The organism is Streptomyces sp. NPDC059994, from assembly GCF_042737755.1.
GTDB lineage: Bacteria > Actinomycetota > Actinomycetes > Streptomycetales > Streptomycetaceae > Streptomyces.
On record NZ_JBHWUR010000068.1, the window covers coordinates 1 to 13,766 of the forward strand.

The following is a 13,766-nucleotide window of genomic DNA, read 5'->3' on the forward strand; positions in this document are numbered from 1 at the left end:
GGCCCTTAGGCGTACAGCCAACCGCTACGCGTCGAAGACCTCCGACACCAGCTGCTCCTGCTCCTGCTCGTGCCGCTTCTTCGAGCCCACCGCCGGGGACGAGCCGTGCGGGCGCGAGATGCGGCGCAGGCGCTCGCCGTGCGGGATGTCCGCGCCGACCGCCAGGTCCAGGTGGTCGATCAGGTTGAGCGCGATGAACGGCCAGGCACCCTGGTTCGCCGGCTCCTCCTGGGCCCACAGGTACTTCTCGGCGTTCGGGAACTTGGCGATCTCGGCCTGGAGCTCGGCACCCGGCAGGGGGTACAGACGCTCCAGACGGATCAGCGCCGTGTCCGTCGCGCCGCGCTTGTCGCGCTCCGCCTTCAGGTCGTAGTAGACCTTGCCGGCGCAGAAGACGACCTTGCGGACCGCGTTCGGGTCGACGAACTCGTCACCGATCACCGGGCGGAAGCCGCCGGTGGTGAACTCCTCCGCCTTCGACGCCGCGGCCTTCAGACGCAGCATCGACTTCGGGGTGAAGACGATGAGCGGCTTGTGGTGCGGGTTGTGCACCTGCCAGCGCAGGAGGTGGAAGTAGTTCGACGGGAGCGTCGGCATGGCGACCGTCATGTTGTTCTGCGCGCACATCTGGAGGAAGCGCTCGGGACGCGCGGACGAGTGGTCCGGGCCCTGGCCCTCGTAGCCGTGCGGGAGGAGCAGGGTGACGCCGGACGTCTGCGACCACTTCTGCTCCGCCGACGAGATGAACTCGTCCACGACCGTCTGCGCGCCGTTGACGAAGTCGCCGAACTGCGCTTCCCACATGACGAGGGATTCCGGACGGGCCAGCGAGTAGCCGTACTCGAAGCCCATCGCCGCGTACTCGGAGAGCAGCGAGTCGTAGACGTTGTACCGCGCCTGCTCCTCGGTGAGGTACATCAGCGGGGTGTAGTCCTCGCCCGTCTCCTGGTCGACCAGGACCGCGTGGCGCTGGCCGAACGTGCCGCGGCGGGTGTCCTGGCCGGAGAGGCGGACCGGGGTGCCCTCCATCAGCAGCGAGCCGATGGCGAGGGTCTCGCCCATGCCCCAGTCGATCGTGCCGTCCTCGACCGAGGCGGCGCGGCGCTGCAGCTGCGGCATCAGTCGCGGGTGGACCTTGATCCGGTCGGGGATGTTCACCTGCGACTCGGCGATGCGCTTCACGACCTCCTGGGAGACCGCGGTGGTCACCGCCGCCGGGAACTCGGCCTGCGGCTCCGGGGACTGGATCTCGCCCGGGTGCGAGGTGGCCTCGCGGACCTCGGCGAAGACCTTCTCCAGCTGGCCCTGGAAGTCCTGGAGCGCCTGCTCCGCCTCTTCCAGGGTGATGTCGCCGCGACCGATCAGCGACTCGGTGTACAGCTTGCGCACCGAGCGCTTCTTGTCGATCAGGTTGTACATCTGCGGGTTGGTGAACTGCGGGTTGTCGCCCTCGTTGTGACCGCGGCGGCGGTAGCAGATGAGGTCGATCACGACGTCCTTGTTGAACGTCTGGCGGAACTCGAAGGCCAGGCGGGCCACGCGGACCACGGCCTCCGGGTCGTCGCCGTTCACGTGGATGATCGGCGCCTCGATCATGCGGGCCACGTCCGTGGCGTACATGGAGGAGCGCGACGACTCCGGGGCGGCGGTGAAGCCGACCTGGTTGTTGATGACGATGTGGACCGTGCCGCCGGTGCGGTAGCCGCGCAGCTGCGACATGTTCAGGGTCTCGGCCACGACACCCTGGCCCGCGAAGGCCGCGTCACCGTGCAGGGCGACCGGCAGGACCGTGAAGTCCGTGCCGCCCTTGTTGATGACGTCCTGCTTGGCGCGGACGACGCCCTCCAGGACCGGGTCCACCGCCTCCAGGTGCGAGGGGTTGGCGACGAGCGAGACCTTGATCTGCTCGCCGTCCAGGCCCGTGAAGGTGCCCTCGGCGCCCAGGTGGTACTTGACGTCGCCGGAGCCGTGCATCGACTTCGGGTCGAGGTTGCCCTCGAACTCGCGGAAGATCTGCGCGTACGACTTGCCGACGATGTTGGCGAGGACGTTCAGGCGGCCGCGGTGGGCCATGCCGATGACGACCTCGTCCAGACGCGACTCGGCGGCGCTGTCGATGACCGCGTCGAGCAGCGGGATGACCGACTCGCCGCCCTCAAGGGAGAAGCGCTTCTGGCCGACGTACTTGGTCTGCAGGAACGTCTCGAACGCCTCCGCCGCGTTCAGACGGCGCAGGATCCGCAGCTGCTCCTCGCGCTCCGGCTTGGAGTGCGGGCGCTCCACGCGGTCCTGGATCCACTTGCGCTGCTTGGGGTCCTGGATGTGCATGAACTCGATGCCGGTGGTGCGGCAGTACGAGTCGCGCAGGACGCCGAGGACGTCGCGCAGCTTCATCAGGGACTTGCCCGCGAAGCCGCCGACCGCGAACTCGCGCTCCAGGTCCCACAGCGTGAGCCCGTGCTCGGTGATGTCCAGGTCGGGGTGCTTGCGCTGGCGGTACTCCAGCGGGTCGGTGTCGGCCATGACGTGGCCGCGGACCCGGTAGGAGTGGATCAGCTCGAAGACGCGCGCGGCCTTGGTGACGTCGTCGTCGTGCGAGGCGTCGATGTCCTTGAGCCAGCGGACCGGCTCGTAGGGGATGCGCAGCGACTCGAAGATGTCGTCGTAGAAGCCGCCGTCGCCGAGGAGGAGGTTGGCGACGATCCGCAGGAACTCGCCGGAGGCGGCGCCCTGGATCACGCGGTGGTCGTACGTCGAGGTGAGGGTCATCACCTTGGAGATGCCCAGCTTGTTCAGGGTGTCCTGGGAGGTGCCCTGGAACTCGGCCGGGTAGTCCATCGAGCCGACGCCCATGATGACCGACTGTCCGGGCATCAGACGCGGCACGGAGTGGACGGTGCCGAGGCCGCCCGGGTTGGTGAGGGAGACCGTCACACCCGAGAAGTCGTCCATCGTCAGCTTGCCCTGGCGGGCCCGCTTGACGATGTCCTCGTACGCCTGCCAGAACTCGAAGAAGTTGAGCGTCTCGGCCTTCTTGATGCCCGCGACGACCAGCTGGCGGTCGCCGTTGGGCTTCACCAGGTCGATGGCGAGACCGAAGTTGATGTGCTCCGGCTTGACCAGGGTGGGCTTGCCGTCCTTCTCCGTGAAGGAGTAGTTCATCGACGGCATGGCCTTGATGGCCTGCACCATCGCGTACCCGATGAGGTGGGTGAAGGAGATCTTCCCGCCCCGGGCGCGCTTCAGGTGGTTGTTGATGACGATCCGGTTGTCGAACAGCAGCTTCACCGGGACCGCGCGGACGGACGTGGCCGTCGGGACCTCGATGGAGGCGTGCATGTTCTTCGCCACGGCGGCGGCGGGGCCGCGCAGCGTGACGTACTCCGGACCGGCCGGGGCCTCGGCAGCAGGCTGCGCGGCGTTAGCCGCTCCAGTGGAGCCGGTGCTTGCACCGGGGGCCTTGGCCGCGGGCTTCGCCACGGCGGGCGCCGGAGCAGCCGCGGCAGGCTGCGCCGGGGCGGCCGGGGCGGCAGCGGCCGGCGCGGGAACGGCCGGAGCCGGGGCCTGGACGGCGGGCGCCGGGGTGGCGGGCGCGGCGGCCGGGGCAGCGGCGTCGGGGGCGGCTACCGCAGCCCCCGCGGCTGCGGCGGGAGCGCCCTCAACGGGCTTGTCCGCCGTGCCGGTGGAACCCGGCTTGTAGTCGGCGAAGAAGTCCCACCAGGCACGGTCGACCGAATTGGGGTCCTGGAGGTACTGCTGGTAGATCTCGTCGACGAGCCACTCATTGGCACCAAAGCCGGCTGCAGGGTTCTTGCCCTGCCCGTCTTGGTCGGTCGAGACGCTCGAATTACTGGGGGACTGAGACGACACGGCGGCAACCGCCCTCTTCCGCTTCACAAGGTGATGGACAGCGGAAATAAAGGCTACGCCTCCCTGGCCTGGAGGTGCAGACCGGGCGTGCCACAGTCGCGTAAGTCACACCGGAAAGCGAGTTTCAGGGCAGGATTTGGCGGGAAACGGATCAGGTTCTGCTAGCGAGTGGGTACGACTCGCAGCGGCCACGGCCCCCTGGGGAGTGTGACCCTCACCACATACACGCAGAACGTGTGCTTCCGGTTCGAACCCTACGTCAATTCGTCGTCCGGGGGGCGCCCGGAAGAGTGACCTGGATGCGGCATCCGCGCGACGATTCGGCCACGCCGATGTGGCCGCCGTGCAGATCCACCGCCCAGCGGGCGATCGCCAGGCCCAGGCCCGTACCGCCGTCGCTGCCCGGCCCGTGCGGCGCCGAGGCGTCGCCCCGGTTGAACCGCTCGAAGACCCGGTGCCACTCGGACTTCGGGATGCCCGGGCCCTCGTCCAGGACCTCCAGGTCCAGCGACTCGGGCTGCGGGCCGCGCCGGGCCCGTACGGTGACGCGGCCGTGCGGCGGCGAGTGCTTGACCGCGTTGTCGATGAGGTTGGCCACCACCTGGTGCAGCCGCTCGCGGTCCGCGTGCGCGGTCAGCTCCGGCGGCGAGACGTCCAGGTGCAGATGGACGTCGGTACGGGTGTGGTTGCCGGAGCCGGAGGAGAGCCCGCGCCGGGAGGCCGCCAGATTGGCCTCCTTGAGCACCCCGGAGAGGTACGGCCACACCTCGAAGCGGTGCGCCCGCAGCGGTACGACGCCGTTGTCCAGGCGGGACAGGTCCAGCAGGGTCTCCACCAGGCGCCCCAGCCGTTCCGTCTGCTTCAGGGCCGTGCGCATCGTCTCGGGGTCGGCGGCCGAGACGCCGTCCACCACGTTCTCCAGGACCGCCCGCAGCGCCGCGATCGGTGTGCGCAGCTCGTGCGAGACATTCGCCACCAGCTCCTTGCGGTGACGGTCCACGGCCTCCAGGTCGTCCGCCATGCGGTTGATGGTGGAGGCGAGGTCGCCCAGCTCGTCGCGGCGGCCGTCGCCGCGCACCCGGCGGGTGTAGTCGCCGTGCGAGATCGCCCGGGCGACGGTGTTCATCTCGTCCAGCGGCGCGGTCAGGCCGTGCGCCACGAACTGGGTGATCAGCAGGGTGGCTATCACCGAGAAGACGGTGATGAACCGCAGCTCGGTGCGGGTCTGCACGGCCACCATGAGCAGCCCGGTGGTGATGAAGACCGAGACCACGACGAGCGTGCCCAGCTTCGTCTTGATGGAGATCGATACCTCCCGCAGGCCGCCCCTGAGCCGGTCGCGCACCCGGTCGCGGGCCCGGACGCGCGGCTCGCTGCGCCGGGCCCGCCCGTTCACCGCCCCGGCCGCCGCCCGGCTCATGGCGCCGGGGTCTCCAGCGCGTAGCCCACGCCGTGGACCGTACGGATGCGCTCGGCCCCGATCTTCCGGCGCAGCGCCTTGATGTGGCTGTCCACGGTCCGGGTGCCCGAGGCGTCCGCCCAGTCCCAGACCTCCGCGAGCAGCTGCTCGCGGGAGAGCACCGCGCGCGGGGTGTTGGCCAGACAGCTCAGCAGGTCGAACTCGGTCGGGGTGAGGTGGACGTCCTCGCCGCGCACCCGGACCCGGCGCTGTGCGTGGTCGATCTCCAGCTCGCCCAGGCGCAGGATCCCGGTGCGCGGGGTGGCCGCCGCGAGCGTGGCCCGCTCTACCCGGCGCAGCAGGACGTGCACCCGGGCCGCCAGCTCCCGCATGGAGAACGGCTTGGTCATGTAGTCGTCCGCGCCGACGCCGAGCCCGACCAGCATGTCCGTCTCGTCGTCGCGGGCCGTCAGCATCAGCACCGGTACCGGCCGGCGGGCCTGGACCCGGCGGCAGACCTCCAGGCCGTCGAAGCCCGGCAGCATGATGTCCAGGACCATCAGGTCCGGCTGCCACGCCTCGGCCGTGTCCACGGCCGCGGGGCCGTCGAGGGCGGTCTGGACCTGGAAGCCCTCGGCCCTCAGCCGTGCCGCGATGGCGTCGACGATCGTCGTGTCGTCCTCGACGACCAGCACCCGGCGCTGGGCGCCGGGGGTCGCCGCGACGCCGTTGTGGGTGTTGTGTCCCTGCTCCATCGCCCCGCCCTGATATTGCTTCCGGGGATCCGTGGGGTGATCCCCTGTGTCCGTCAGAGACTAGAGGCACCGGCCGCGTCCCGGCTACGCAGGGCGAACGGCGAGATGGACCACGTCAGGGACGCCCCGGGCAACTGTGATCTCTTCGGTCCTAACCCCGGAGAATCCGGCATTACGGAGAGCTTCCTCGAAGGCGGGGGACGGCTGTGCGGACCACACCGCCAGTACTCCGCCGGGGGTGAGCCGGTCCCGGCAGGCCGCGAGACCGGTGGGGGAGTAGAGGCTGTCGTTGCTCTGGGTGACGGTCCAGTCGGGCCCGTTGTCGATGTCCAGGCAGAGTGCGTCGAAGGTGTCCGGGGCGCTGGTCACGTAGGAGACCAGATCGGTGTGCAGGACCTCGGTGCGGGGGTCGGCCAGGGCGGCCCGGGAGAGCGGTGCCAGGGGGCCGGAGCGGTGCCAGTCGATGACCGCCAACTCGCGTTCCACCACGGCGATCCGGCCCCACCGGGCGTCGGCGGCCGCGTGCGCCAGCGAGAAGGCGACGCCGAGCCCGCCGATGAGCACCGAGGGCCGCTCGCGGCCGCCCGGCAGCGCCTCGTACGCGGCGTCCACCAGCAGCCTCTCCGAGCGTCCGTCGGAGGTGTCCATCAGGAAGGTGCCGTTGGCGATGATCTCGAAGTGCGGGCCGCGCCGCCGGAGCACCACCTCTCCGTACGGTCCCTCGCGCCGGTCGAGTACGACCGGGGCGTCGATCGGGTCGGCGATGGGCATCGAAGGACCTCCTCGTAAACGGAGCGAACGGCTCGGGGACGGACGCGCGGTCCGCGCCAAAGGTTGTCCAATGTGGCACAAGTCATAGACGTGGTGGGGAGCGTTCGCAGAGGGTGAGCGTTGTAGAAACGTAAGCGGCAAGGCCGGACGATCACCGGCGTGGCTTGTGGTTCCGGGTGCGAGCGTGCGGCGCCCGGTGGAAGGGGCCTCACCGGTGCACCCTGGAAGAACGCGGGACCATGCTGGGCTGCTCGACGGCATCCCGCGGCAGCGGCCGACGGCTCGGTTGACGGCGGACGAGATGCCGGAGGGCGGGGACATCGCGAAGCCCCCTGTGACGGCCGGGTCCGCCGAGGCGCCCGCCGGGCCGCGGGCGCGTGCCTGTCTGCGCCGCGCCGTCCGGCTGGTGCCGACCCCGACGGGCACGCCCTTCACCTTCGCGTACACGCTGCTGCTGCTCATGACGTCGCTGTACATGGAGTTCGGCGACCAGGACACGGTCCGCACGCTGCTCGAAGGCTCCAGCACCGATGTGCAGCACCTCACCCGCACCCCGGTGCTCGTGCTGGTCGCCAGCGCGCTGTGGATCGCGGGCGGCATCTCCTCGCCGTGGGCCGTCGGCTTCGTCTTCATCCTCACCGCGCTTGAGCGCCGCGTCGGCGGGCTGCGCACGGCCGGGGTGTTCCTGCTCGGGCATGTGGTGGCGACGCTGGTCACCGAGGTGCCGGTGGGCGTCTCCGTCATGGCGGGGCAGCTGCCGGACTCGTCGCTGCACCGCCTCGACTACGGCATCAGCTTCGGCCTGATGGCCAGCGTCGGCGCGCTCGCGGGGCTGCTGTCCCCGCTGCTGCGGTGGCCGCTGCTCGGCGTGATGACCGTGCTCCTCACCCAGGACCTGCTGGACATGGTGGATCCGCTGGCCAGCTGGGGCCATCCGACCGCCCTGCTCGTCGGCATCGCCTGCTGGCCGGTGCTGCGCCGGGCGGACGGGCGCCGGGCCGCCCGGCGCGATGAGGGGCCGTCAGCGGTAGCCGACGGGCAGATTGGCTCGTACGTCCCGTAGCGCCGGGCTCTGATGGATGTCGTCGGTGAGGACGACATGTCCCTCGTACGTGAACTGGTACATCAGCGCGTCGGCGATCGGGCGCCCGGTCGGGCGCGGCGGCAGATGCGCGAAGTCGGCGTCCTTGAGGGCCTCGCGGAGCTTGGCCAGGGCGTCGGGCGACAGCCGGCCGCTGGTGGTCCGCCCGTCGCGGCGCGTCGAGGTGTACGAGCCGTCGGCCTTGACCACCAGCTCGTTGTGCAGCCCCGCGAACCCGCCGCTCACCACCATCTTGAGCAGCTGCCCGTGCTGGGCCGGCGGCGTGGGCGTGGCGCTGTCCGGTGAGGCGGGCGGCGGGGTCTGCGCGCTCAGGGTCGTGCTCGGCGCCGGGCTGGGCGACTTGGAGGCGCCGTCCGCCGTGGAGCTCGTGGAGTCGCAGGCCGTCGCCGCGAGCAAAGTGACGAGCAGCAGCGCGCCGGCCGTCGTCCTGGTCCTGCCGGTGAGGCTCATGCAGCCGAGGATGCCGGATCAGTGGGAGCGAAGTACAGGCTGGCCATGGGTGAGCGCGTCGTCCAGCCGAGCGCTTCGTACAGGGCCTGCCCCTCGGGGGTGCCGACCAGGACGCCGGTGGTGGCCCCCGACGCGTACGCGCCGTTCTGGAGCGCGCGCATGACCAGGCTGCCGAGCCCCCGGCGCCGGTGCTCGGGCGACGTCTCGATCTGGTCGGCCACGGCGGTGGCGCCGGTGGGGGCGATCTGGCCGCGCGCGGCGAAGTGGCCCGCCTCGGTGCGCACCAGGACGCGCAGCACGCCGCCGGTGGTCCAGCGGGTGAGCGTGTAACCGGCCGGGACCTCGGTACGGGCCGGGGCCAGCGGCACCGTCATCAGGTAGCCGGGCAGGTCGTCCCGCCAGCCGGGGCCGAGCCACGGCCGGACCGTCTCGTCGTCCGCGAAGAGCTTCAGCCAGGTGCCGGGCGCGGAGGTCGCCTCGACCAGCTTGCGCACCGAGGCCTCGTCGGGCTCGGGCAGGACGTGCCGGGCGACCTGCTTGACCTGGCCGACGTCGATGGTCCAGCCCCAGGGCTCGGCGACCGGCGCCGCCGCGCCGCGCGAGGCGACCCACCCCTTGGCCCAGGCCTCGACGACCTCCGGTACGGATTCCATGGCTGTCCCTCCGTGGTAGCGATACGAGTAATAGTCTGTTGTTATCTGTGACCATTACAAGTGATGATCGCTCAGAGCGAACAGTCATGGGGGAACATTCCTCAGCTCACATGCATTGAGTCGGCATAGCTCAACTTGACTGCCGAAGGGGAGATCATGGCTCACTCGTCCGCACCGCTCACCCTGCCCGTGCTGCCGCTCGACGACGAGGTCGTGCTGCCCGGGATGGTCGTGCCGCTGGATCTGTCCGACACCGAGGTGCGGGCGGCCGTGGAGGCCGCCCAGGCGGCCGTCCGGGCCGACGGCCCCTCGGCGGGCAAGCCCAGGGTGCTGCTCGTCCCGCGCATCGACGGGGCCTACGCCGCGACCGGCGTGCTCGGCACCGTGGAGCAGGTCGGCCGGCTCTCCGACGGCGACCCGGGGGCGCTCATCCGCGGTGTGTCCCGGGTACGCATCGGCGCCGGGACCACCGGCCCGGGCGGAGCCCTGTGGGTGGAGGGCGCGACGGTCGAGGAGACCGTCCCCGAACCCCTGCCCGGCCAGGTCACCGAACTGGTCAAGGAGTACAAGGCGCTCGCCACCGAGTGGCTGAAGAAGCGCGGCGCCTGGCAGGTCGTCGACCGCGTCCAGCAGATCGAGGGCGTCGCGGCCCTCGCCGACAACTCCGGCTACTCGCCGTTCCTCACCACCGCCCAGAAGGTCGAGCTCCTGGAGACGGCCGACCCGGTCGCCCGTCTCAAGCTCGCCACCGAGCACCTGCGCGAGCACCTCGCCGAGCAGGACGTGGCCGAGTCCATCGCCAAGGACGTCCAGGAGGGCGTGGACAAGCAGCAGCGCGAGTTCCTGCTGCGCCGCCAGCTCGACGCCGTGCGCAAGGAGCTGCGCGAGCTCAACGGCGAGTCGGAGGGCGACGAGTCCGACGACTACCGGGCCCGCGTGGAGGCCGCCGACCTGCCCGAGAAGGTCCGCGAGGCAGCCCTCAAGGAGGTCGAGAAGCTGGAGCGCTCCAGCGACCAGTCCCCCGAGGGCTCCTGGATCCGCACCTGGCTGGACACCGTCCTGGAACTGCCGTGGCAGGAGCGGACGGAGGACGTGTACGACATCACGGGCGCCCGTGCGGTCCTGGACGCCGAGCACGCGGGCCTGGAGGACGTGAAGGAGCGCATCACCGAGTACCTGGCGGTCCGCAAGCGGCGCGCCGACCGGGGCCTCGGTGTGGTCGGCGGGCGGCGCGGGGGCGCGGTGCTCGCGCTCGTCGGCCCGCCCGGCGTGGGAAAGACGAGCGTCGCGGAGAGCGTGGCCCACGCCATGGGCCGCAAGTTCGTCCGCGTGGCCCTCGGCGGCGTCCGCGACGAGGCCGAGATCCGCGGCCACCGGCGTACGTACGTGGGCGCGCTGCCCGGCCGGATCGTCCGGGCCGTCAAGGAGGCCGGGTCGATGAACCCGGTGGTGCTGCTCGACGAGATCGACAAGATCGGCTCCGACTTCCGCGGCGACCCGGCCGCGGCCCTGCTCGAAGTCCTCGACCCGGCGCAGAACCACACGTTCCGCGACCACTACCTGGAGGTCGAGCTCGATCTGAGCGACGTCGTCTTCCTGGCCACGGCCAACGTCCTGGAGGCCGTCCCGGAGGCGCTGCTCGACCGTATGGAGCTCGTCCGCCTCGACGGCTACACCGAGGACGAGAAGGTCGTCATCGCCCGCGACCACCTGCTCCCGCGCCAGCTGGAGCGGGCCGGACTCGACGCCGGTGAGGTGGTCCTGGAGGAGGCCGCGCTGCGCAAGCTCGCGGGCGAGTACACCCGCGAGGCGGGTGTGCGGAACCTGGAGCGCTCGCTCGCCCGGCTGCTGCGCAAGGCCGCGGCCCAGCACGAGACCGGCGAGCGCGCACTGCCCTTCACGGTCACACCCGACGATCTGCGCGCGCTCATCGGCCGCCCGCACCACGTCCCCGAGTCCGCCCAGGACCCGGCGGAGCGGCGCACCTCGGTGCCCGGCGTGGCCACCGGCCTCGCGGTGACCGGGGCCGGCGGCGACGTCCTGTTCGTCGAGGCGTCCCTGGCCGACCCGGAGACGGGCGCGGCGGGGCTGACCCTCACCGGCCAGCTGGGCGACGTGATGAAGGAGTCGGCGCAGATCGCGCTGAGCTTCCTGCGCTCGCACGGCGCCGAGCTGGAGCTGCCGGTGGCCGACCTCAAGGACCGGGGCGTGCACGTCCACTTCCCGGCGGGCGCGGTCCCCAAGGACGGCCCGAGCGCGGGCATCACCCTGGTGACCGCCCTGTCCTCGCTGCTCAGCGGGCGGCTGGTGCGCACCGATGTGGCGATGACGGGTGAGGTGTCGCTGACCGGCCGGGTGCTTCCGATCGGCGGCCTCAAGCAGAAGCTGCTCGCCGCGCACCGGGCGGGCATCACCACGGTGGTGATCCCCAAGCGCAACGAGCCGGATCTGGACGACGTGCCGGCGGAGGTGCTGGAGAAGCTGGACGTCCACCCGGTCAGCGATGTCCGCCAGGTCCTGGAGATCGCCCTGGCCCCGGCGGAGGTGCGGGTGCCGGTAGCGGCGTAGCCGCTGGGAGTGCGGTGACATTCGGCTGCGGGTTGTCTGTGGCTGGTCGCGCAGTTCCCCGCGCCCCTGGGGGGTTGGGGGCGCGGGGCTGTGACATTTGCGGCTCCGCCGCGTGGGCGCGCTCAGCCCCCACCGGCCCGCAGGCAAGGCACTCCAAATTCCCGCGGAGTCCTAAGCGCGCCCGGCACGTTCGTACAGCTGCCGTGCCCGCGCGTCGAAGAGCACGGCCGTGGAGGCCACGTCGGTGTCGCCGCCGCTCAGCACGCCGATGAGCCGCCCGAGGTGGTCAGGCCCCCGGTAGTCCGCCAGCCACGGACTGCCGCTGGTGCCGGTCCAGAACCCGGCGCAGTCGATCCGTACGTCGCTGGGCAGATCGGTGTCCGGGCGGGTGTCGGTGGTGCAGGCGATGGGCCGGTTCTCCGGGTTGTGGTCCTCGTCCGGATAGCCGAAGACGGTGACCCGGCGCCGCGGCCCCGAGCTCCAGTCGGGCTCGGCCGCCCCCACCACGCTCTGCACACTGCGGCCCTTGGCGTCCGGCTCCAGCGTCAGGAAGGCGTAGTCGAAGGAGTCGTCGCCGTCCCCGGACCATCGCTCATCGGTCTGTACGGCTCTGACCTTCCAGGTCCCGTACGGGTACGAGCCCTTGACCGCGCCGGAGAAGCCGGGCGCGAAAGCCATCGAGCCCGCCGACCCGGAGTCCGCGCAGTGCGCGGCGGTGGCGACGACGTTGCCCTTGGGGCTGGCGACGACGCCGGCCGTGCACCAGTGCTTGTCGCCGTCGACCAGGACGCCCACGGACGGCAGTCCGGCGGTCCCGGCGGCGGACGACTGCGGGGCGGGCGCGGGCGGCACCTCGTCGGGCCGGTCCTGCTGGGGCGCCGAGGCGGCCGACCAGCCGCACCCCGTGACCAGGGCCAGCATCCCGGCGGCGGACACCCGCCCCACTTTTCGCAGCACGCGCATGGTGACCATCCTGTCGTATGACGGGACGTAAAGCGGTGAGGCCTCCGACGCGCGTCGGCGCGCCGGGGGCCTCACGTACAAGCGCGCGTACCAGCCGTTGGCCAGTGCCTGTAGCCGGTCGTACGCCCCGTTGGCTGTGTTTTCCCGGGGGGTAACCCCCGGACCCCCAGCCGGGGCGGCCGTGTTAGCCGTTGGCGAGAGCCTGTAGCCGGTCGTACGCCCCGTTGGCTGTGTTTTCCCGGGGGGTAACCCCCGGACCCCCAGCCGGGGCGGCCGTGTTAGCCGTTGGCGAGAGCCTGTAGCCGGTCGTACGCCCCATTGAACTTCGAGTGGTCGCCGACCGTCGGGCCGGACGAGGTGTACTGCCACATCGTGTAGTAGCCCCAGCCGGCCGGGAGGGTGCCCGGGTCGGTGTTGTAGCGGGCGATCCACAGGGGGTTGGTGGAGCCGAAGGCGGCGGAGTTGCCGGTGCACTGGGTCCACCAGCTGGTGGCGGTGTAGATGACCGCGTCACGGCCGGTGCGGGCCCGGTACTGGTTCACGAAGTCGCGGATCCAGTTGACCATTCCCGTCTGGGAGAGCCCGTAGCAGGCGGCGCCGTACGGGTTCCACTCGATGTCGAGCGCGCCCGGCAGCGTACGGCCGTCGCGCGACCAGCCGCCGCCGTGGTCCACGAAGTAGTTGGCCTGGGTCGCGCCGCTCGTGGTGTCCGGCGTCGCGAAGTGGTAAGCGCCGCGGATCACGCCGACGTTGTACGAGCCGTTGTACTGCTGCGCGAAGTACGGGTTGGTGTAGTACGTGCCCTCGGTGGCCTTGACGTAGGCCCACTTCACCCCGCTGTTCCACAGGGTTGTCCAGGCGACGTTGCCGTTGTGGCTGCTGGTGTCGACGCCCTCGGTCTGGACTGCGCGGGTGCCGCGCGGCGGACCGCCGGTGCCGTCGTGCGCGGCGACCCCCATGCCCATGGTGGCGGAGCCACGGGCGGGGGTCTGGGCCGCGCCGGACGTGCCGGGGGCGGTGAGCAGGAGGGCGAGGGCCGAGAGGAGGATTCCGGCCGCGGCGAGGGGACCGCGACGGGCCGTTCCGGGTCTGTGCACGGGCATTGCGTGCCTCCGAAAGGCGTGGGTGGGGGGACGTGCCGGGGATTCGACATGTCGTTGTGGACATGTCATACGAGAAAAGCTACGCACGTAGAACGTGACGCGAAAGAGGTTCTGGAACTGTCATTGGCCCAG

Annotated in this window: 10 protein-coding genes; 2 read left to right on the plus strand and 8 right to left on the minus strand. The window is 71.1% G+C overall.

Annotated features, from left to right (window positions below; genetic code table 11):
* Positions 1–24 precede the first annotated feature (24 nt).
* From ACFWA7_RS27320 to ACFWA7_RS27335, 4 genes are all read right to left on the minus strand, one after another.
* Positions 25–3,870 (minus strand): multifunctional oxoglutarate decarboxylase/oxoglutarate dehydrogenase thiamine pyrophosphate-binding subunit/dihydrolipoyllysine-residue succinyltransferase subunit, encoded by a 3,846-nt coding sequence (locus tag ACFWA7_RS27320; RefSeq protein ID WP_385825657.1) that lies wholly within the window; start codon positions 3,868–3,870, stop codon positions 25–27.
* 259 nt (positions 3,871–4,129) lie between these two features.
* Complete coding sequence (locus ACFWA7_RS27325; RefSeq protein ID WP_385542330.1) at positions 4,130–5,290, minus strand: ATP-binding protein; 1,161 nt, start codon at positions 5,288–5,290, stop codon at positions 4,130–4,132.
* Complete coding sequence (locus ACFWA7_RS27330) at positions 5,287–6,024, minus strand: response regulator transcription factor (RefSeq protein WP_385542328.1); 738 nt, start codon at positions 6,022–6,024, stop codon at positions 5,287–5,289. Before ACFWA7_RS27330 ends, ACFWA7_RS27325 begins: the two co-directional genes overlap by 4 nt.
* Before the next feature lie 84 nt (positions 6,025–6,108).
* On the minus strand, positions 6,109–6,795 hold the full coding sequence (locus tag ACFWA7_RS27335) for a spermidine synthase (protein WP_385542326.1): 687 nt from the start codon (positions 6,793–6,795) through the stop codon (positions 6,109–6,111).
* Positions 6,796–7,009: 214 nt separating this feature from the next.
* Between ACFWA7_RS27335 and ACFWA7_RS27340 the strand changes: the two genes are divergently transcribed.
* The gene (locus tag ACFWA7_RS27340; protein ID WP_385542324.1) at positions 7,010–7,858 is read left to right on the plus strand and encodes a rhomboid-like protein; all 849 of its coding nucleotides are present in this window, start codon (positions 7,010–7,012) and stop codon (positions 7,856–7,858) included.
* Here the strand turns inward: ACFWA7_RS27340 and ACFWA7_RS27345 are convergent.
* Both ACFWA7_RS27345 and ACFWA7_RS27350 read right to left on the minus strand, forming a co-directional pair.
* Positions 7,817–8,347: a hypothetical protein gene (locus tag ACFWA7_RS27345; protein WP_385825659.1), complete on the minus strand. Its 531-nt coding sequence runs from the start codon at positions 8,345–8,347 to the stop codon at positions 7,817–7,819. The genes ACFWA7_RS27340 and ACFWA7_RS27345 overlap by 42 nt on opposite strands.
* Positions 8,344–9,000, minus strand: a complete 657-nt coding sequence (locus ACFWA7_RS27350; RefSeq protein ID WP_385542320.1) for a GNAT family N-acetyltransferase — start codon at positions 8,998–9,000, stop codon at positions 8,344–8,346. The genes ACFWA7_RS27345 and ACFWA7_RS27350 overlap by 4 nt, the downstream gene beginning before the upstream one ends.
* 156 nt (positions 9,001–9,156) lie before the next feature.
* On the opposite strand from ACFWA7_RS27350, the gene lon reads away from it, so the two are divergent.
* Positions 9,157–11,568, plus strand: a complete 2,412-nt coding sequence (gene lon, locus ACFWA7_RS27355) for an endopeptidase La (RefSeq protein WP_385542318.1) — start codon at positions 9,157–9,159, stop codon at positions 11,566–11,568.
* Between the two features lie 171 nt (positions 11,569–11,739).
* On the opposite strand, the gene ACFWA7_RS27360 is transcribed toward lon, so the two are convergent.
* Positions 11,740–12,531 (minus strand): trypsin-like serine peptidase, encoded by a 792-nt coding sequence (locus ACFWA7_RS27360; protein WP_385542316.1) that lies wholly within the window; start codon positions 12,529–12,531, stop codon positions 11,740–11,742.
* A gap of 278 nt (positions 12,532–12,809) precedes the next feature.
* The gene (locus ACFWA7_RS27365; RefSeq protein WP_385825661.1) at positions 12,810–13,634 is read right to left on the minus strand and encodes a lysozyme; all 825 of its coding nucleotides are present in this window, start codon (positions 13,632–13,634) and stop codon (positions 12,810–12,812) included.
* Positions 13,635–13,766: the final 132 nt, after the last annotated feature.